16 protein-coding genes and 1 tRNA gene are annotated in these 19,186 nt (G+C 71.1%); 11 read left to right on the forward strand and 6 right to left on the reverse strand.

Annotated elements, in window-relative coordinates; translation table 11 throughout:
• Positions 1–10 precede the first annotated feature (10 nt).
• A complete protein-coding gene (locus C1N91_RS03060; RefSeq protein WP_137766552.1) occupies positions 11–1,075 on the reverse strand; it encodes a hypothetical protein in 1,065 nt (354 codons plus the stop codon).
• Positions 1,076–1,144: 69 nt separating this feature from the next.
• Between C1N91_RS03060 and C1N91_RS03065 the strand changes: the two genes are divergently transcribed.
• The 5 genes from C1N91_RS03065 (at position 1,145) to dapA (ending at position 5,566) form a co-directional block, all read left to right on the forward strand.
• Positions 1,145–1,216 (forward strand) — tRNA-Gln (locus C1N91_RS03065).
• Positions 1,217–1,545: 329 nt separating this feature from the next.
• Complete coding sequence (locus C1N91_RS03070) at positions 1,546–2,784, forward strand: sialidase family protein (protein WP_137766553.1); 1,239 nt, start codon at positions 1,546–1,548, stop codon at positions 2,782–2,784.
• Positions 2,781–4,217: an SLC13 family permease gene (locus C1N91_RS03075; protein WP_137766554.1), complete on the forward strand. Its 1,437-nt coding sequence runs from the start codon at positions 2,781–2,783 to the stop codon at positions 4,215–4,217. The genes C1N91_RS03070 and C1N91_RS03075 overlap by 4 nt, the downstream gene beginning before the upstream one ends.
• A 47-nt stretch (positions 4,218–4,264) precedes the next feature.
• Positions 4,265–4,621 (forward strand): VOC family protein, encoded by a 357-nt coding sequence (locus C1N91_RS03080; RefSeq protein WP_137766555.1) that lies wholly within the window; start codon positions 4,265–4,267, stop codon positions 4,619–4,621.
• A 48-nt stretch (positions 4,622–4,669) separates the two neighbouring features.
• Complete coding sequence (gene dapA, locus C1N91_RS03085; protein WP_137766556.1) at positions 4,670–5,566, forward strand: 4-hydroxy-tetrahydrodipicolinate synthase; 897 nt, start codon at positions 4,670–4,672, stop codon at positions 5,564–5,566.
• 82 nt (positions 5,567–5,648) lie between these two features.
• On the opposite strand, the gene C1N91_RS03090 is transcribed toward dapA, so the two are convergent.
• Positions 5,649–6,620 carry an aldo/keto reductase gene (locus C1N91_RS03090; RefSeq protein WP_254678319.1) on the reverse strand — a complete coding sequence of 324 codons (972 nt, stop codon included), beginning with the start codon at positions 6,618–6,620 and terminating at the stop codon, positions 5,649–5,651.
• A 166-nt stretch (positions 6,621–6,786) separates the two neighbouring features.
• Here C1N91_RS03090 and C1N91_RS16835 point away from each other — a divergent pair, with 166 nt between their 5' ends.
• From C1N91_RS16835 to C1N91_RS03105, 3 genes are read left to right on the forward strand one after another with little or no spacing between them, the layout of a single operon-like run.
• On the forward strand, positions 6,787–8,088 hold the full coding sequence (locus tag C1N91_RS16835) for a four-carbon acid sugar kinase family protein (RefSeq protein WP_217496455.1): 1,302 nt from the start codon (positions 6,787–6,789) through the stop codon (positions 8,086–8,088).
• Positions 8,085–9,107, forward strand: coding sequence for a 4-hydroxythreonine-4-phosphate dehydrogenase PdxA (gene pdxA / locus C1N91_RS16840; RefSeq protein WP_217496456.1), 1,023 nt, complete (start codon positions 8,085–8,087; stop codon positions 9,105–9,107). The genes C1N91_RS16835 and pdxA overlap by 4 nt, the downstream gene beginning before the upstream one ends.
• Positions 9,108–9,141: 34 nt before the next feature.
• On the forward strand, positions 9,142–9,906 hold the full coding sequence (locus tag C1N91_RS03105) for a DeoR/GlpR family DNA-binding transcription regulator (protein WP_254678320.1): 765 nt from the start codon (positions 9,142–9,144) through the stop codon (positions 9,904–9,906).
• A gap of 57 nt (positions 9,907–9,963) precedes the next feature.
• Here C1N91_RS03105 and C1N91_RS03110 read toward each other — a convergent pair whose 3' ends face one another.
• Positions 9,964–10,704, reverse strand: a complete 741-nt coding sequence (locus C1N91_RS03110; protein WP_137766561.1) for an SDR family oxidoreductase — start codon at positions 10,702–10,704, stop codon at positions 9,964–9,966.
• Between the two features lie 133 nt (positions 10,705–10,837).
• Between C1N91_RS03110 and C1N91_RS03115 the strand changes: the two genes are divergently transcribed.
• From C1N91_RS03115 to C1N91_RS03125, 3 genes are all read left to right on the forward strand, one after another.
• The gene (locus tag C1N91_RS03115; RefSeq protein ID WP_254678321.1) at positions 10,838–11,686 is read left to right on the forward strand and encodes a helix-turn-helix transcriptional regulator; all 849 of its coding nucleotides are present in this window, start codon (positions 10,838–10,840) and stop codon (positions 11,684–11,686) included.
• An 84-nt stretch (positions 11,687–11,770) separates the two neighbouring features.
• On the forward strand, positions 11,771–13,264 hold the full coding sequence (locus C1N91_RS03120) for an amidase (RefSeq protein ID WP_137766562.1): 1,494 nt from the start codon (positions 11,771–11,773) through the stop codon (positions 13,262–13,264).
• A 73-nt stretch (positions 13,265–13,337) separates the two neighbouring features.
• Positions 13,338–14,018 (forward strand): TetR/AcrR family transcriptional regulator, encoded by a 681-nt coding sequence (locus tag C1N91_RS03125; protein ID WP_217496457.1) that lies wholly within the window; start codon positions 13,338–13,340, stop codon positions 14,016–14,018.
• 128 nt (positions 14,019–14,146) lie between these two features.
• Here C1N91_RS03125 and C1N91_RS03130 read toward each other — a convergent pair whose 3' ends face one another.
• From C1N91_RS03130 to C1N91_RS03140, 3 genes are read right to left on the reverse strand one after another with little or no spacing between them, the layout of a single operon-like run.
• Positions 14,147–15,676: a glyceraldehyde-3-phosphate dehydrogenase gene (locus C1N91_RS03130; protein ID WP_137766563.1), complete on the reverse strand. Its 1,530-nt coding sequence runs from the start codon at positions 15,674–15,676 to the stop codon at positions 14,147–14,149.
• A complete protein-coding gene (locus C1N91_RS03135) occupies positions 15,676–17,571 on the reverse strand; it encodes a phosphoenolpyruvate carboxykinase (GTP) (RefSeq protein ID WP_137766564.1) in 1,896 nt (631 codons plus the stop codon). Before C1N91_RS03135 ends, C1N91_RS03130 begins: the two co-directional genes overlap by 1 nt.
• 24 nt (positions 17,572–17,595) lie before the next feature.
• Positions 17,596–19,017 (reverse strand): cation:dicarboxylate symporter family transporter, encoded by a 1,422-nt coding sequence (locus C1N91_RS03140; RefSeq protein ID WP_137766565.1) that lies wholly within the window; start codon positions 19,015–19,017, stop codon positions 17,596–17,598.
• Positions 19,018–19,186 lie beyond the last annotated feature (169 nt).

The following is a 19,186-nucleotide window of genomic DNA, read 5'->3' on the forward strand; positions in this document are numbered from 1 at the left end:
GGCCCCAGGATCAATGCGTCGTGCGCAGCGCGGAGCGTACGAGCGAAGCTCCATCTGCGAGCAGGCGTCGGCAATCGTCGCGGGTCAGATGCCGCAACGCACCTCCGACAGCGTTCTCGAGCGTGTCGACGTCCCACAGCGGAACGTCGACCGCACGACTGAGGACCAGGTCGAGCGCGCCCCGCATCGGCTGCGGCAGCATGGGGTGGCGGAGAGCAGTCGTCCGGGAGTAGGCGCGGTTGAACGCGAGTCCGTGTTCGTCGATCACCCGGTCCTCGCCTCCAGCCAGAGCGAGGAGCAGTGCGTCGACGGTCTCGAGTAACTCAGCCTTCGCCTCTGACACTCGTCGATGTGTGCTCCACAAACTCCTCACCAGGGCGGTGGCCCCCGCGAGGACGACCGTGGCGAAGACCGCCGTCGTTCCGAAACCAGCTTCCGCTGCGACGAAGATCGCCGCCGCTCCGTACGCGATCGCGACGAGACTGGTCACGAGTACGGGGAACAGGACGCTTCCACGTCGGAAACTCAGGACGCCGGAGTACTCGGGCGCTCTTGCTTGTGCAGTCGTGAACACCATCGCGAGCGACATGAACGCGAGCAACGTGCTGATCGCGACGGTGGTGGGGGCGGGAGGAGCATCGTCTCCGAACCAGAAGCGCTGCGGTCCACCCGGAACCACCGCCGCGAGCGTCCAGGCGCCGAACACGCCGAAGCAGACCGCCAGGACACCGCTCGACCAGAAGAGGACGACGAGGACGCCGTCGAGCGCCGAGAGCGCTCGACGCCGATGCGCAGCCGGGATACCGGCTGCCGCGCAGTAGGAACCCAACACGACGAGCACCGCAGCGACCGGAACGGTCAACAGGCCCGCGAGTGAGGGCGTCGTGAGCGCCGCAGAGAGGAGCGCGATGGACACCGCGACCTCGACCGCTCCGACCACGGCGGCAGCGGTCCGAATTGCCTGAGGGTGATTCGGCCGACGAGCGCGATCTGGCATCACGACCAGGTCGACGACCTGCGGGAAGGTAGGAACAGGTCGGTGCGAGGACGGCCGTCGCCCCGAGACGGTGAACATGCCGGAACTGTACGAGGCGCGACCGACAGAGCCGGGCATGGGAGGATGGTCGGGCACTCCACGGGGTGTTCCGCCTTGGTGTAACGGCAGCACGACGGCCTTTGGTGCCGTTAGGTCCGGGTTCGAATCCTGGAGGCGGAGCGCGGCGTCGGTCCGGTCGACGCCGGGCAGCCTCCCTCCTCGACGGCTGTCGCGACGCGCCCCGTCGCCTCCTCGAGAGCCCCGACGACGACCTGTGGTGCGCCGGGTCCACCTCCTCGCGGCTCGCGGGGGCGACGGGGCGGTGCTGACCCGTGAGCGTGGCGACGATCGCGTACTTCGAGCGACAACGGCACATGCACTCGCGCACAACGGCCGGAGAGTGCGCATGACGCGCAGGGCCATTGCGCACTTCGAGCAGGTCTGTCAGGATGAGCGCGCAGCACCGATCCTTCGGTGCCCACCGTCAACGTCGACTGGAGGACCCCCGCATGAGTGACTTCGACGGGCTGTTGCGAGCCCGGTCCGACGGGGGCGCAGAAGCGCTCCTCCCGACCCCGACGGTGCAGTGTCACGCGGCGAACCTCGCGTTCCTGCCCGGGGGAGACCTCGCCTGCGTGTGGTTCGGCGGCACCCAGGAGGGCGTCTCCGACATCTCGATCCACCTGTCGCGCCTCCCGGCCCGCACGGACCGCTGGCTCGAGCCCGTCCAGCTGAGCTTCGACAGTGCGCGTTCCGAGCAGAACCCGATCCTCTTCACCGCGCCCGACGGCGCCGTCTGGTTGCTGTACACCGCGCAGCTCGCCGGGAACCAGGACACGTCCGAGGTGCGACGACGTGTCTCCCGCGACGGCGGCGAGACCTGGGGGGAACCGGCGCCGTTGCTCGGTCGCGATGCTCCGGTCGGCGTGTTCGTGCGCCAAGCACCAGTCGTGCTCGAGAGCGGTCGGATCCTGCTCCCGGTGTTCAACTGTCGGACGGTGCCCGGTGAGAAGTGGGTCGGCAACGACGACACGGCTTCGGTCTGGTACTCGGACGACGGCGGGCAGACGTGGTCCGAGGTCGCCGTGCCCGAGTCGACCGGGTGCGTGCACATGAACATCGTGCCGCGCGAGGACGGGGTGCTCTGGGCGTGCTTCCGCTCCCGCTGGGCGGACCACGTGTACGAGTCGACCTCGATGGACGGCGGGATGACGTGGGAGCCGTGCCGTCCGATCGACCTGCCGAACAACAACTCCTCGATCCAGGCGCGTTCCCTCGACGACGGCCGGATCGCGATGGTGATGAACCACTCGAGCAAGGACGACGCGACGAGCCGCCGTGTCTCCCTGTACGACGAGATCGACGACGAGGGCCTCGCGGCCGACAGTGGTCCGCGGGTCGCCGAACCCGCGCTCGACGCTGACGGTCCCAGCGCGTTCTGGGGTGCGCCTCGTGCGCCGATGACGCTCGTGGTCTCGAGCCCGGACGGACGGTCCTGGCCGACCGCCTACGACATCGAGAACGGCGACGGGTACTGCCTCTCGAACAACAGCCGCGAGTCACGCAACCGCGAGTTGTCCTACCCCTCGGTGCTCCCCGACCCGGCCGGGGGACTGCACGTCGCCTACACGTGGCACCGCAAGTCGATCAAGCACGTGTACCTCCCTGCTGACGTCCTCACGGAGATCGTGTCGACGCCGTCCACCTCCGCCGGTCCGGACCTCACTGCGAAGGAGCAGCGAGCATGACCCTCCCCATGGTCTTCGCCCTCGCGATCACCGTCTTCATGATCGTGCTGATCATGATCGACCGCCTGCCGTTCGGCGTCCCACCGTTGATCGCCTGCCTGTTGATGGTGGTGTTCGGCGTCGTGCCGATCAACGTCGCCTTCAGCGGCTTCGCGAACGCGACCATCATCATGCTCGCGTCGTTCATGGCGGTGATCGCCGCGTTGCAGAAGACCGACCTCGTCTCGGGCTTCAAACGGATGATCACGAGACTCGGGACGAAGGGCGGGTTCCGGGCCTACGTCCTCATCGTCGTGTTCGTCATGGTGGGCTGCAGCATCTTCGGCACGGGGTCCACGGCCTACTACGTGCTGGTCATCGGCCTGCTGTCGACGCTCGCGTACAACAAGAAGCTGCCGCCGTCGAAGGTCCTCATGCCGGCCGGTTTCGCCGCGAACCACCCGATGCTGCCGTTCAACGTGGCGCTCCAGTACGGCATCGTCGTCGCGGTGCTCGAAGCGGCCGGTGTCCGCGAGAACATCGACCTCGTCCGGTTCTCGATCGTCAACCTCGTGCTCAGCCTCGGCTTCCTCGTCTGGTGCCTCATCGCGTACCGGCTGCTGCCCGACCACGCCATCACCGACGAAGATGCCGGCACCGCGAGCACGACCGGTGCGAAGGAGCCGGCCCTGGCCGGTGCCCGGACGACCGCCGCCAGGACCGACCGAGCCGGCACGGACGGCGACCCGGCGAGCGATCCTGCGGCGCCGGGCCCGCACGCGGCCGAGGCGAACGCCACTGCGACCGCTGCGTCGAGTGCGACCGCCACGGTGACCCCGCCGACGCTGGACCGTCGGAAGCAGCTGGCGACGTACGCCTGCTTCGTCCTGGCGATCGCCGGCATGATCTCGTACAGCTACATCGGCGACGCGGGCTACGCGATCACGGGGCTCTCCGTGGCGCTCCTCCTGGTGATGAAGGTCCTGGACTTCACCGAGATCCGCGACGCCATCAGCCAGCCGATCATCATCATGTCCGCCGGCGTCATCGGCATCGCCGAGGCGCTCGGCGCGACCGGGCTCACGAAGCTGGTCGGGGAGTCCGTCGCCGGTCTGCTCGGCGGCAACGTCAGCCCCTTCCTGCTGGTGTTCGCCTTCTGCGTCCTGACGAGTGTCCTCGCGACCCTCACGGGGTCGACGATCGGCACGGTCTACGTCTTCGCGCCCCTGGCGATCGCGACCTGCGTCAGCCTCGGGCTCAACCCAGCGGCAGCGGCCGTTGCCATCGTCATCTCCGGGTGGAACGGGCACTTCCTCCCGATCGATGGGCTCCCCGCGATGGTGATGGGCGTCGGGAAGTACTCGCTCCTCCAGTTCTGGAAGTTCACGATCCCGATGTACTTCATCCGCCTGCTTGCACTGACCGCCGGCGCCCTCCTGCTCTTCCCGATGTGATCGAGCCCGACCATGACCGCCACCCCGAACAGGAAGCACGGCCTCCCGTGAAGAACACCTTCGAGCTCGCCCACGTGGGCATCAACAACCCCGACGCCGCAGCCGCGCAGGAACTGTGCGACCTCTTCTGCCTGATGTTCAACCTCGACCCCCGCCAGGGGAAGAAGTCCGAGTTCGCCGGCACTCTCTTCGAGTGCGTGCGGTCGCAGTACCTCGGCACGCACGGTCACATCGGGATGTCGACGGCCGACCTCGAGGCAGCGATCGACGAACTCACCGCCAAGGGCTTCGCCTTCGACGAGGAGACGGCTGCCCGCTTCGACGACGGACGGCTGCAGAACATCTACCTCGCGGGGGAGTTCGGCGGCTTCGCCGTGCACGTGATGCAGCAACCCCGTTCCTGACCCCCCCCATCCGCCCCCTGGCAACCACGCCGACAAGGAGCACCCGAAGTGACCACCACGATCCGCGGCAGCATCCACGCACTCGTCACCCCCTTCCACGACGACGAGTCGCTCAACCTCGACCAGATGCGCGTGCACACCGACCGCGCCGTCCGGGCGGGCGCCGACGGAGTCTTCTGCCTCGGCACCAACGGCGAGTTCTTCCAGCAGACCGAGGACGAACGACTCGCCGTCCTCGAGGCCGTCGTCGACGCCACCGCTGGTCGCGTCCCGGTCTACGGCGGCGCCGGCGCCGTCGGGACCAAGGAGACCGTGCGCATCGCCCAGCGCATGCAGGCGGCGGGTGCGGACGTGCTCTCGGTCATCACGCCGTACTTCGCCGCCGCGTCGCAGGACGAGCTGTACCGGCACTTCGCCACGGTCGCCGAGGCCGTCGACATCCCGGTGCTCATCTACAACATCCCCGCGCGGACCGGGAACACCATCGCCCCCGCGACCGTCGCCCGGCTGGCGGAGCTCGACACCATCGCCGGTGTGAAGGACTCGTCGGGGAACTTCGACGCGATCCTGCAGGTCATCGAGTTGACCGACCCCGAGCACTTCGCGGTGCTCGCCGGGACCGACTCGCTGGTCCTGCCCACCCTGCAGGCCGGCGGCGCGGGCGGCATCACCGCCGTCGCGAACGTCTACCCGCGCACGATGGTGGAGATCTTCCGACGCTGGGCCGCCGGTGACCTGGAGGGCGCCCGCGCCGCGCAGGCGTCGATCCGGTCGCTGCGCAACCTCTTCACGCTCGGCAACCCGAACACGATCGTCAAGGCGGCGACGAACGCTGCCGGCGAGGCCGTCGGACCCTGCCGCGCACCCTTCAACCTGCTCGGTGACGCCGCGCTCGCGAAGATCGCCGAGACCGTGCGCGCCGACCAGGCGGCCGGGCTGGGCTGAGGCGCTCCACCACCGCGACCACAGACGGACGGGAGGCCCGGTGCCAGCTGGCACCGGGCCTCCCGTCCGTCGCACGGTCGCGTCAGCGGTTGTAGGCGGGCATCGGCCCGCGGAGTGACGCGGCCACGTCGTCGACGGCCCCCTGCACGTCCTCCGGGAGTGCGCCCGTCGCCAGCGCCGCGAGGTTGGCTGCGATGTTCGTGATCCGCGACCCCCCGATCAGGACCGCGTCGACGACGGGTCGGCCGATCGTCCACCGCAGTGCGAGCTCCGCCATCGGGATGCCAGCGCCCTCGGCGATCGTCCGCAGCTGCTCCACGGCGGCGAAGACCTCGTCGTTCCAGTACCGCGTGCGGTACATGCCGGCGAGGGGCGAGGACCCGAACCGCCCCTCCGACGGCTGCTCGTCCGCACGGTGCTTCCCGGTGAGGAGGCCGCCGCCGAGCGGGTTGTAGACGACCGTCCGCAGGCCGGTGCTCCTGGCGTACTCGGCGTACTCGTCGTCGATCCGGGTCGCGATCACGCTGTAGACCTGCTGCCCGAGGACCGGTGCACCGAGACCGAGTCCCTCAGCCGCGTGCCGCAGTTCCGCGATCTGCCACGCGGAGAAGTTCGAGACGCCCCAGGTGCGGACCTCGCCCGAGTCGACGAGTGTCTGCACAGCCGCCAGCGTCTCCGCTACCGGCGTCGACCGGTCCGGCTGGTGGAGGTAGAGCACGTCGACGCGGTCGGTGCGCAGCCGCCGCAGACTCGCGTGCACGCACCGGTCGATCGCCACGGCGGACAGGGGAGCAGCGCCCACGGCATCCGGGTTGGGGATGCCGACCTTCGTCGCGAGCACGACGTCGTCGCGGCGTTCGGCGAGCACCGAGCCGATGATCTCCTCGCTCCGGCCACCGGCGTACCCGTTCGCCGTGTCGACGCCGGTTCCGCCGGCCGCCAGGAAGCGGTCGACCATCTCGGCCGCGGTGGACTCGTCGACGCTGTCGCCGAAGGTCATGGTGCCGAGGACGGCGGGGGCGAGCCGGCGGCCTCGGATGTCGATGTCTCGCACTGGGTTCCTCTCGGTCGGGTACCGACGGGCGACGCATCGTCGTGTCGCGCGCGTCCCGACCTGTCGAGCACACCACTCTTGCGTGTTTCACGCAAGTCGTATAGCGTGTTTCGTGCACGCCGACTCCACAGGACCGGCGGAACCACCGAGCCCGAGGAGGGGTCCGATGTCGAACCGCCTCGCCGCGATCGCTGACGACCTGTCCGGAGCCGCAGAGATCGCCGCCGTCCTCGGGAACAGCTCGGCGACCGTCGCCCTCACACTCGCCGCCGCGCTCGAGCACATCGCGCACTCCTCGACCGACCTCGTCCTCGACTGCGACACACGAGCACTCGAGCCGACCTCGCGTCGCGCCGCCGTCGCGCAGGCAGCGCTGCGGATGCGAGCGGCAGGAGCACCGGTCCGGCTGGTGAAGACCGATTCGCTACTGCGCGGCGGCATGAGCGACGTCGTCGACGGGCTCGCCGACGCCGGCGCACGCGTCGTGGTCGCCTCCGCGCTCCCGGCACTCGGACGGACGGTCGTCGACGGTCGGCTCCTCGTCCGCGGCAGGCCGGTCGCGGACGCCGGACTGCACGGCCTGGAGGCACGGGTCGTCCCCGGTCCGCTGGCCGCGGTCGGACCGCGAGCCCGTTCCGTCCCGCTCGCGGTCGTGCGCGCCGGCGGCGACGCCGTCCTCGACGCGGTCGAGCGGTCGATCGGCACCGGTGAGGTCCCCGTGCTCGACGCCGTCACCGACGACGATCTCGACCGGATCGCAGCGGCGCTCGACGGCGCGGACTGCACGGTCGTCGGCTCCGGCGGGATCGCTGCGGCAGTCGGTCGGCTCCGCGGCGCGCAGGCTGCGGACCCGATCGTCGCGGATCCCCGGGAGCGGTCGGCGCCCACCGGTGGATGCCAGCCCGTCCTGCTCGTCGTGGGCACGGCCAGCACCGAGGCGACCGCGCAGCTCGAGGCCCTCGCCGTGGGCGGGGTCCCCGTCGTGCCCGTGCCGCGCGACGTCCTGCTCCGCGCCGTCGACCGCCGCGAGGTCGACGACATCGACCACCCCGCGATCACCGCCGCGCGATCGGCGTTGCGTGCCGGAGCCGTGGCGATCTGCGTCGAGGACCGGCACGACCCGGTCCCGCACCTCGCCCGCCGGCTCGCCGACGGTCTCGGCATCGTGGCCGCCGCCATCAGCGGCCGGTCTGCCCTGGTGCTGACCGGTGGCGAGACGGCGCGATCCGTCCTGACCCGCCTCGACATCGCCACCATCGTTCCCGAGGGTGCCGTCGAGGTCGGCTGCGTCGTCTCGCGCGCCGACGACGGCCGTCGTGTCGTCACGCGACCCGGCAGCTTCGGGACCGCCACCAACCTGCTCGACGCGGCCGCGTTCCTCCAGGCCGCCCGAGACGACCCGTCCGCGGCCACGAGCCGTGTCGAAGCGGCCGAGGGCCGCACGAACCGAAAGGCAGCACTGAGATGAACGCCACTCCGATCGTCGCCGTCACGATGGGCGACGGGGCCGGTGTCGGTCCAGAGATCGTCGTCGAGGCCGTCATGTCACCGGACGTCCGGGCGGTCTGCCGTCCCGTCGTCATCGGCGACCTCGGGCGTCTCCGCCAGGCCGCCGCGATCCGTGGCGTCGACGTCACGTTCAACGTCGTCGAGGACGTTGCCGACGCCGGGCACCACGACGGTGTCGTCGACGTGGTGGACCTCGGACTCCTGCCCGAGGACCTGCCGTGGGGAAAGCTCTCGCCGGTCGCGGGCGACGCGGCCTTCCAGTACATCCGTGTCGCCTGCAGGGCCGCGGCGGCGGGGACGGTCCAGGCGATCTGCACGGCGCCGTTGAACAAGGAGGCGCTGCACGCCGGCGGCCACGTGTTCCCCGGCCACACCGAGATGCTCGCGGAGCTCATGGGCGTCGACGAGGTCTCGATGATGCTCTCGACGGCGAAGCTGAAGGTCGTCCACGTGACCACCCACCTCGGGCTCATCGATGCCGTGGCGCGCATCGAACCGGGCCTCGTCGAGCGGACGATCCGGCGGGGCAACGAGGCCCTGGTGCGCGCGGGCAACCCGCACCCGAGGATCGGCGTCGCGGCCATCAACCCGCACGCCGGCGAGAACGGCCTGTTCGGCTACGGCGAGGAGGCCGAGAAGATCGCTCCGGGGGTCGATGCCGCACGCGCCGACGGGATCGACGCCGTCGGACCGCTGCCGGCCGACACCCTCTTCTTCCTCGCCGGCCGCGGGGACTACGACCTGGTCGTCGCCATGTACCACGACCAGGGGCACGGCCCCGTGAAGGTCCTGGGGATCGAGGCCGGGGTGAACATCACGGTGGGGCTCCCGGTCATCCGCACATCGGTCGACCACGGCACGGCGTTCGACATCGCGGGCACGGGCAAGGCCGATGTCGCTAGCATGATCGAGGCGCTCCGCCAGGCCGCCGAACTCGCCCCGACGTCGGGTGCACCGAGTCCGGCCCGGGTCGCCTGACAGGTCCCGAGTCCCCGCTGTCCGGAAGGTGCCCGTGTCGATCTCGGCCAGAGCTCGGCGTGACGCGATCGTCACGCTCGCGACGACAGTCGGACTCGCGAGCGTCGACGAGCTCTCCGAGCGCTTCGGCGTCACGGCGTCCACCATCCGGCGCGACCTCGCGACCCTGCAGGAACAGCGGAAGCTCACCCGGACGTTCGGCGGCGCGATGGCGGTGGCCGCGCACCCCGAGGCGTCGCTGCGGCAGCGGCTCGGTGAGCACTTCGACGCGAAGCGCGACATCGCCAGACGTGCAGCCGAGACAGTGGCACCCGGAACGTCGCTCTTCCTCGACAACGGCTCCACCGTCGCGGCCTTCGCCCACGCACTGCCCGTCGACGCCGAGCTCACCGTCACCACCACCAGCGTCGGGGTCGTCACCGACATGGCCGACCGTGACGACGTCCGACTGGTCATGCTCGGCGGTGAGTACCGGTCGCTGAGCAACGGGTTCGTCGGACCTCTGACCGAGGCAGCGCTCGAGTACCTGACGTTCGATGCCGCCTACCTCGGTGCCGACGCGGTGTCGCCGGAGCGCGGGATCTGCGAGGCGGACCTCGGTCAGATCCGTCTGAAGGAACTCATCGCCCGTCGTGCGACGGCGGTGTACGTCCTCGCCGACTCCTCGAAGCTCGCGCAGTCCGAGTTCCACGCGTGGACCCGACTCGGTGGCGGTTGGACCCTGGTCACGGACGACGGCATCGCACCGGACCTCGTCGAGCGGTTCAGCGCAGTGGACGTGACCGTCGTCACGGCCTGACCAGCCGTACTCATCGGCCAGCGGCTCGGCAGCTCGTGCAACTCCGCGGCTCGACGCTCACCGGCCCGGCAGCATCGACAGCGCCCCCGACCGCTGCGCGAGCATCTCGTCGTACGTGCCGTCGCGCTCGGACCAGCGGAGCGGCCGGGCCCGCTCGACCACGACCTCGTGCGGCGTCGGGTCCTGCGAGAGCAGGCCGACCACCTCGTCGAGGAACGCCTCGAGGGGCAGCGCGTTCGGGTTGAGCTGCTCCTGCCCAGCGGTCGCGACGGCCGGCGGGACGAGTTCGCTGACGCCGACTCCCGTGCCCGCGAGGTGCGCCCGGAGCGACTCGGTGTACGAGTGCACGGCCGCCTTCGTCGCGCCGTAGGTCGGCATCAGCGGGAACGGGGTGAAGCCGATCCCGGACGTCACGGTGAGGACGTCGCCGTGCCCCTGTGCGAGTAGGTGCGGCGTGAACGCGTCGACCACGCGGATGGTGCCGAGCAGGTTCACGGCGACGGACTGCTCGGCCTGCGCGACGTGCGCGGGGTCCCGCAGGTCCTCGGTGAGCATGACGCCGGACATCGTGATGACGAGGTCGAGGTCGGGGTGCGCGGCGAGGACCTCATCGCGGGCCGCGAGCACGGATGCGGCGTCCGTCACGTCGACGGTGACCGACTCGACGTCGTCGAGGTCGGCGGTGCGCCGTCCGCCGACGACGACCGTCGAACCGGCGTCGCGGAAGCGGCGGGCGAGACCGGCGCCGATCCCCGAGGTGCCTCCGGCGATGAAGACGGTGCGGTTGCTGATGTCCATGTGGGTCGTCCTCCCGGTTCGGTGGTGGTGCACCGATGGTCGCTCCGCGCTCGGCAGGTCCGACAGGCCGCCGTCTTCCGGGGGAGTGGCAGGGCCCCCGCTCCGCACGTCCTGCCGGGATACCGTGTGCTCCGTGGAGGAGCGCGCGGACGACAACCGGCTCGGTCGGTACCTGGCGGCCAGGCGGGCGGTCGTGACGCCGGAACAGGTCGGGCTCCCCTCGGGGCCGCGCCGCCGGGTCGCCGGGCTCCGGCGCGAGGAGGTCGCGCTGCTCGCCGGCATCAGCGCCGACTACTACCTGCGGCTCGAGCGCGGTCGCGACCGCAACCCCTCGCAGCAGGTCGTCGAGGCGCTCGCTCGGGTGCTCGACCTCGACGACGTGGAGCGCGAGTACCTCACCGACCTCGCCGCACCCCGGCCCCGGCGGCGCCGGCCCCGTCGGACCGATCGGGTGCCGGACCGCCTGCACCACCTGCTCGCCGCCGTGGGCGTGCCCGCCTTCGTCGAGAACCGCACGCTCGACGTCCTCGCGGCCAACGCCCTGGCGACGGCACTGTCACCGCGGATGACCCCCGGTCACAACCGGCTGCGGTCGCTCCTGCTCGACCACGAGGAACGCGCGTTCCAGCAGGACTGGGACCGCGCCGTCGTCGACATGATCGCGGCGTTCCGGCACACCCTGGGCACCGAGGTCGAGGACGCCCGGGCGATCGAGCTCGTCGGCGAGCTGTCGTTGGTGAGCGCCCGGTTCCGGGAGGTCTGGGCGCGGCAGGACGTCCGTCCGCTCGCCGGCAACACGACCGTGGTCCGGCACCCCGGCGTCGGGACCCTGCGCCTGCACCGCGACAAGCTCCCCGTCGACGACGTCGTCCTGGTGCTCTACTACGCGGACGAGGGGTCGGCCGACGCCGAGAAGCTCCGCCTGCTCGGCGCACTCGAGCGGTCGGACCGCGGGCCGTCGGACGGCGCATCAACTCCGTGAGGCCGAGCCGGACACACAGTGCTGCGGGTGCTAACTTTTTCTTGTTAGCACCCGTTGGTCGGTGCTCGGCCCGAAGGAGCGCACATGTCCGTCCGTCCACCCACCACGGCGCAGGTCGCCGACCTCGCCGCACGGATCGGCTACGCCGACATCGCCGCGGCGCCCGAGGAGTACACCGCGATGATCGCGGGGATGACCGGGGTCTACGACGCCCTCGACGCGATCCCCGACCCGCAGGTCTCGAGCGGACGCGACGCAGTCCGGTACTCGGTTCCCACGTCCGCCGGGGACCCGCACCATGCCTGGGAGGTACGCACCTCCGTCCACGGTGCCCCGTCCGGTCCGTTGCAGGGCGTCCGGCTCGGCGTGAAGGACAGTATCCTCGTCGCCGGCGTGCCGATGCGCAACGGCTCGGCGGAGCTGGCGACCTTCGTGCCGGACGAGGACGCCACGGTCGTCGCGCGAGCGCTCGCCGCGGGGGCCGAGGTGGTCGGCAAGACCACGAACGAGTACTTCTGCATGTCCGGGGGGAGTCACACCGCAGCGACCGGGGTGGTCCACAACCCACACCGCCGAGGGTGGTCCGCCGGTGGATCGTCGAGCGGGAGCGCGGTCGCGCTCGTGACCGGCGACGCCGACATGACCCTCGGCGCCGACCAGGCCGGCTCGATCCGGATGCCGGCCTCGTGGTGCGGCGTGGTGGGGCTCAAGCCGACGTACGGTCTGGTGCCCTACACCGGCATCGCCACGCTCGACGGCTTCTTCGACCACGTCGGACCGATGACGCGCACGGTGGTGGACAACGCGCGACTCCTCGAGGTCATCGCGGGTCCGGACGGGTTCGACCCACGGCAGCGCGGGGAGGTCGGCGGCGGGTACCTCGACACGATCGAAGACGGCATCGAGGGGCTGCGGATCGGCGTGCTCACCGAGGGGTTCGGGACGGAGCACGCCGAGGCCGAGGTCGACCGGACCGTCCGCGGTGCGGCTGAGGCGCTCCGGCTGCAGGGGGCGGTCGTCGAGGACGTCTCGATCCCGCTGCACGCCCTCGGCCCGGCGCTGTGGACCGCGATCGCCATCGAGGGCATGGCTGAGACGGTCCTGCGCGACCAGGGTTTCGGCTTCGGCCGATCTGACCGGTACCCCGTCGACATGATGCAGCACCTGTTCGACCACCGGACGCCCGACGCTCACCCTGCGAACGTCCGGCTCTTCACCCTCGTCGGCGCCCACGTGGACCAGCAGGCCGGACGACTGCACTACGCGAAGGCCGTCAACCGTGCACGGGTGCTCCGCGCCGCGTACGACGACGCCCTCATGCGCTACGACGTCCTCGTCACACCGACGACGCCGCAGACGGCCCGGCCGCTCCCGGATCCCTCGCACGGACCCGGGGCATCGATCGGTGCGTCGATCGAGATGTCGGCGAACACGACCCCGTTCAACGTCACCCACCACCCGGCGCTCAGCGTGCCGTGCGGCGCCGTCGACGGGCTCCCCGTCGGCATCCAGCTCGTCGGCGCGCACTTCGACGAGGCGACCCTGTACCGGGTTGGTCGCGCGATCGAGCGACGCTGACGACGCCGGACCGGTGGGATCATGGACGACAGCCCGGCCCCACCGGTCCGGCCAGGAAACGGAAGGCGTGGGCGTGACCCGATCCGACGAGATGCGGCTCCGGATCCTCGAGACCGCGCACGACCTGCTGAACCGCGACGGCCGTGACGCCGTCACGACCCGTGCCGTCACGAGCGCGCTGCACATCCAGGCGCCGACGATCTACCGGATCTTCGGGGACAAGCAGGGGCTCCTCGACCAGGTCGCTCTCCATGGCTTCTCGGCGCACCTGGCGACCTGGACCGGGTGGACGCCGGGCGCCGACCCCGTCGAGTCGATGCGGCAGGGCTGGGCGATGCACGTCGAGTGGGGGCTGCGGCACCCGCAGGTCTACTCGATCGCATACGGCGACCCGAGGGTCGGTTCGTCCTCCCCGGCGGCCGACGCGATCGACGCGATCCTCCGGACGCAGGTCGAACAGGCGGCGGCGAACGGTGTGCTCGCCGTCCCGGTCGAGGTCGCCGTCAGCATGGTCCGGGCGGCGGGTGTCGGCGTGGTGTTCACCCTGCTCGCGATGCCCTCGGACGCACGTGACCTCTCGCTCTCGGAACGGATCCGCGAGTCGATCTTCGCCGCGGTGTTCACCGATCGCTCGCCCGGTGCGGACCGGGGCGGTGCCGCGATGCAGCTCAAGCGCGAGCTCGAGGACGCGACCGCGCTCAGCCCGAACGAGCGCGCCCTGCTCGGCGACTGGCTCGACCGACTCGTGCAGTAGACGGCTGTGAGGAGCGAGCTGGCGAGCGGGCAGGCCGGCTGACGGACCGGCACCGAGGCGTCGGACGGGAGGCCCGGATCACCGCCGCCGGTCGGCGCACGGTGATCCGCGCCTCCCGTCCGGACCGATCAGAGGGCTGCGTGCGCCTCCTCACGGACCGGACGTGGAGCGCCACCGGCGGCCGCCGGTGCCGTCCGTCGGACCCCGGCCATCTCCTGCAGGACCCGGTGGGCCTGCCGGCTGTACCCGGACTCGTTGTCGTACCAGACGTACAGCACCACGTGCTCGGATCCGTCCGCGATGGTCGCGAGCCCGTCCACGATCCCTGCTCGTCGGCTGCCGAGCAGGTCCGTCGAGACGATCTCGGGCGACTCCACGTAGTCGATCTGCCGCCGGAGCACCGAGGTGAGCGAGGACTCCCGCAGCACCCCGTTCAGCTCGTCGCGTCCGACCGGGCGACCGAGCGTCAGGTGGAGGACCGCGAGCGAGACGTTCGGCGTGGGGACGCGGACGGCGTTGCCGGTGAGCCGGCCGCGGAGTTCGGGAAGTGCCTTCTCGGCGGCCTTCGCGGCACCGGTCGCTGTGATCACCATGTTCAGGCCCGCCGCCCGCCCGCGTCGGTCGGCGGGGTGGTAGTTGTCGACCAGGTTCTGGTCGTTCGTCGCGGAGTGCACGGTCTCGACGTGCCCGTGGACGATGCCGTAGGCGTCGGACACGACCTTCAGCACCGGGACGATCGCGTTCGTCGTGCACGAGGCGGCGCTCACGACCGCGTCGTCGCCGATGCCGTCGTGGTTGATGCCGTGCACGACGTTCGGCACGTCACCCTTCGCGGGCGCGGTGAGCAGCACGCGGGCCGCGCCGGGGGCGAGCAGGTGCTGCCCGAGCCCCTCGGCGTCACGCCAGCGACCGGTCGTGTCGACGACGATCGCGTCCTCGATGCCGTGTGCGCGGTAGTCCACGGCGCCGGGGGAGTCGGCCGAGATGAACTGCACCAGGGTGCCGTTCGCCGTGATCGTGTCGCGCTCGGTGTCGACCGTGACGGTGCCGGCGAAGGGACCGTGGATCGAGTCCCGACGGAGCAGGCTCGCGCGCTTGACCAGGTCGTCGGGCCCCCGGCGCCGGACGACGACGGCGCGCAGGGCGAGCGGGGCGTGCTCCCCGGCGCGTTCGAGCAGGATCCGGGCGAGCATCCGACCGATCCTCCCGAACCCGTAGAGGACGACGTCGCGCGGAGCGTCGCGGTGCGGTCCGTCCGCCGTGCCCCGGTGCAGGAAGAACTCGTCCGCCAGGAACTCGCGCAGGGTGCTGCCGAGACGGTCGCGTCGGTGGCGGGCCGCGAGGTCGCCGAGGTCCACCGACACCGACGACAGTGCCATCGTGTCGAGCTCGGTCAGGATCGCCAGGCTCGTCGCGACGGGCAGTTCAGTCTCGTCGACCCGGCGGCTCGAGCGGTGCGCCTTGACGATCCCGATCGGGGACTGCCCGACCAGGGGACGGCCGTGCACGGACGGCACGACGTCGTCCCGCCGGTAGAGCCGTCCGATGAGCGGCACCATCGCCTCGGCGGCCGCGAGCTTCTCGTCCCACGCGCGCTGCAGGTCCGCGCGCTCGGCGGCGGTGGACACCCCGGTCGTGGTCGGGACGCCGGCGGGCATCAGGCCGCCTGCCGGACGGACGCGGACGCGGGCGCGGACTCGGGTGCGGACTCGGGTGCCTCGGCGTGCAGGGCTGCGCGGCGCTCGTCGAGGATCGCGGTGAACACCGGGGGCGTACGGTCGCCGAAGGCGGCGAGGAACTCCTCGGTCAGGTCGCACTCCTCGAGCCACGGCTCGGGCTCGACGGCGAAGAGCGCGTCGAGCCGCGCTTCGGTCAGATCCAGGCCGCGCACGTCCAGGTCGTCGAGGTCGGGGAGCAGGCCGACCGGGCTCTCGACCGCCGGCACGCTGCCCTCGACCCGGCGGGCGATCCACTCGAGCACGCGGGCGTTCTCGCGGAAGCCCGGCCACAGGAAGCCGCCGTCCGCGTCCTTGCGGAACCAGTTGACCTGGAACACCGCCGGTGCCCCGGCGCCGAGGCGCGCACCGGTCTCGAGCCAGTGCGACCAGTGGTCCGCCATGTCGTACCCGCAGAACGGCAGCATCGCGAAGGGGTCGCGGCGGAGCTCCCCGACCGTGCCCTCGGCCGCGGCGGTGCGCTCGGACGACACCGTCGCGCCCATGAACACGCCCTCGGCCCAGGTCGGTGCCTGTGCCACGAGCGGCACGTTCGTCGAGCGGCGACCGCCGAAGACGACGGCGTCGAGGGGGACGCTGTGCTCCCACCCGTCGGCGAGCGTCGGGACGCGGTCGAGCGCCACGGTGAAGCGGGCGTTCGGGTGCGCCGCGGGCGTCGGGCTGTCGGGCGTCCAGTCGGCGCCGGTCCAGTCGACCAGGTGCGCGGGCGGCTCGGGTGTGAGCCCCTCCCACCAGACGTCGCCGTCGTCGGTCAGTGCGACGTTCGTGAAGATCGTGTCCGCCGCGATGGTCTCGACAGCGACGGGGTTCGTGTCGGGGCCGGTACCGGGCGCGACGCCGAACAGGCCCGCCTCGGGGTTGATCGCGTGCAGCCGCCCGTCCGCGCCGGGACGGAGCCAGGCGATGTCGTCGCCGATGGTCTCGACGGACCAGCCCGGCAGCTCGGGCTGGAGCATGGCGAGGTTCGTCTTGCCGCACGCGGAGGGGAACGCGGCGGCGACGTGGAAGGCACGGCCCTCGGGCGAGGTGAGCCGGACGAGCAGCATGTGCTCGGCGAGCCACCCCTCGTCGCGGCCCATCACGGAGGCGATGCGAAGCGCGAAGCACTTCTTCGCCAGGAGCGCGTTGCCGCCGTAGCCCGAGCCGTAGGACCAGACCTCACGCGTCTCGGGGAACTGCACGATGTACTTCGTCGCGTTGCAGGGCCAGGCGACGTCCGGCTGCTCGGTGCCGGCGTCGTCGCGCAGGGGCATCCCGACGCTGTGCACGGTCGCGACCCACGGCACGCCGGCGTCGATCGCCCGGAGCACCTCCGGCCCGAGACGGGTCGTCTTGCCCATGCTCAGGACGACGTACGCCGAGTCGGTGACCTCGACGCCGAGCTGCGAGATCGGCCCGCCGACCGGCCCCATCGAGAACGGCACGACGTACATCGTCCGGCCGCGCATGCTCCCGGCGAAGCGCTCCTCGAGCTCGGCGCGCATCGCGTCCGGCTCCCGCCAGTGGTTCGTCGGGCCGGCGTCCTCGGGTGTGCGGGAGCAGGTGAAGGTCCGTCCCTCGACCCGGGCGACGTCGTCGGGGTCCGAGCGGGCGAGGAAGCTGTTCGGTCGGAGCTCCTGGTCGAGGGCGACCAGCTTGCCCTCGTCGACGAGCTGCCGGGTCAGGTGAGCGGTCTCGTCGGCCGAGCCGTCGCACCAGACGACGCGGTCCGGGCAGGTGAGGGACGCGATCCGGGCGACCCACGCGTCCAGGGCGACGCGGGGTGAGCCGGGGACGGTGTGCGGGGCGGGACTCGTGTGGTTGGGGTTCGTGATCATCGTCGATCTCCTCGTGACGGGGGACTACCGGCGGGTGGTGGTGGAGTGCTCGGGCTCGACGATGGTGCGGACGGCCTCGGTCGAGATGCGCTCCTGCTCGGCTGACGCCGGCGTGGCCGGGGCGCCGTGGTCGTCGGCGGACATCGTCCGTTCGTCGAACGGGGCCGCACCGGACAGCACCCGCTCGACCTGCTGCTTGTCGATCTGCTTCGTCCACGTCCCGACGAGCACGGTGGCGACGGCGTTGCCGGTGAAGTTCGTCAGGGCGCGGGCCTCGGACATGAACCGGTCGATGCCGACGATCAGGCCGACGCCGTTCACCAGGTCCGGGCGGTGCGCCTGCAGACCGCCGGCCAGGGTGGCGAGCCCGGCGCCGGTGACCCCGGCAGCGCCCTTCGAGGCGATGATCATGAAGACCAGGAGCGAGATCTGCTCCGGGACGTTCAGCGGGGTGCCGAGGGCGTTGGCGATGAAGAGCGACGACATGGTCAGGTAGATCGCGGTGCCGTCGAGGTTGAACGAGTACCCGGTCGGCACGGTGACACCGACGACGGGCTTCGAGACGCCGAGGTGCTCCATCTTGGCGATGAGGCGCGGCAGGCTGACCTCGCTCGAGGACGTCGAGACGATGAGCAGGTACTCGCGGCCGAGGTACTTCATGAGCTTGAAGATGTTGACGCCGGTCACGACCCGGAGCAGGACGCCGAGGACACCGACGACGAACACGATGCAGGTGATGTAGAAGGCGACCATCAGCGTCCCCAGGGCGACGAGGGCCGCGACACCGGTGGCGCCCACGACCGCGGCGATGGCACCGAACGCGCCGACCGGGGCGACCCACATCACCATCGCGAGGATGCGGAACACCAGCGCCTGCAGGTGCCGGATGCCGGTGAGGATCGGCGCGCCCTTCTCGCCCATGGCCTGCAGCGCGAAGCCGACGAGCAGCGCGACGAACAGCGTCTGCAGGATGCTGCCGCTCGTCAGGGACGACACCAGCGTCGCGGGGATGATGCCGAGCAGGAACCCGGAGGTCGACGACGCGTTCTCCTCGGAGCCGGCCGGCAGCTCGTACGTGGCCTTCGACATGTCGAGGTGGTCGCCCGGGTGGATGAGGTTGCCGACGACGAGGCCGATCGCCAGCGCGAAGGTCGACATCGCGATGAAGTAGCCGAGTGCCAGGCCGCCGACCTTGCCGACGGTCGCCGCCTTCGCGATGGAGCCGACGCCGAGCACGATCGTGCAGAAGATGACCGGGGCGATCATCATCTTGATCAGGGCGATGAAGCCGTCGCCGATCGGCTTGAGTCCGACGGCGAAGTCGGGGGCCGTCAAGCCCACCACGATGCCGGCGAGCACGGCCACGATGACCGCGATGTAGAGCCAGTGCGAGCGATCGAGACCGCGCCGGCGGGGTCGGGCGGTGATCGAGTGCGTCGATGCCATGAGACTTCCTTGTCGTCAGGACCGGGCGGCGTCGCTCCGGTCGGCTCGTCCTCGGGGGAACGCCACACACCCTCGCTCGGACGGGCCCACCGGCTCGACTTGTGTTCACAACGTTCACGGCCTGCTGCGCGGACGGGCACTCGTGCGCGAGGATGGTCGTCCCGCAACG

Origin of the sequence: Curtobacterium sp. SGAir0471 (assembly GCF_005490985.1) — a bacterium.
In the GTDB taxonomy this organism is placed as follows: domain Bacteria; phylum Actinomycetota; class Actinomycetes; order Actinomycetales; family Microbacteriaceae; genus Curtobacterium.

What these genes read in the sequence shown, in the direction of transcription:
- pdxA (WP_217496456.1), top strand. Translation starts at nt 8,085, where the DNA reads ATGAACGCCACTCCGATCGTCGCCGTCACGATGGGCGACGGGGCCGGT.
- C1N91_RS03075 (WP_137766554.1), top strand. Translation starts at nt 2,781, where the DNA reads ATGACCCTCCCCATGGTCTTCGCCCTCGCGATCACCGTCTTCATGATC.
- C1N91_RS03135 (WP_137766564.1), bottom strand. Translation starts at nt 17,571, where the DNA reads ATGATCACGAACCCCAACCACACGAGTCCCGCCCCGCACACCGTCCCC.
- C1N91_RS16835 (WP_217496455.1), top strand. Translation starts at nt 6,787, where the DNA reads ATGTCGAACCGCCTCGCCGCGATCGCTGACGACCTGTCCGGAGCCGCA.
- C1N91_RS03070 (WP_137766553.1), top strand. Translation starts at nt 1,546, where the DNA reads ATGAGTGACTTCGACGGGCTGTTGCGAGCCCGGTCCGACGGGGGCGCA.
- C1N91_RS03130 (WP_137766563.1), bottom strand. Translation starts at nt 15,676, where the DNA reads ATGCCCGCCGGCGTCCCGACCACGACCGGGGTGTCCACCGCCGCCGAG.
- C1N91_RS03140 (WP_137766565.1), bottom strand. Translation starts at nt 19,017, where the DNA reads ATGGCATCGACGCACTCGATCACCGCCCGACCCCGCCGGCGCGGTCTC.
- C1N91_RS03060 (WP_137766552.1), bottom strand. Translation starts at nt 1,075, where the DNA reads ATGTTCACCGTCTCGGGGCGACGGCCGTCCTCGCACCGACCTGTTCCT.
- C1N91_RS03110 (WP_137766561.1), bottom strand. Translation starts at nt 10,704, where the DNA reads ATGGACATCAGCAACCGCACCGTCTTCATCGCCGGAGGCACCTCGGGG.
- C1N91_RS03120 (WP_137766562.1), top strand. Translation starts at nt 11,771, where the DNA reads ATGTCCGTCCGTCCACCCACCACGGCGCAGGTCGCCGACCTCGCCGCA.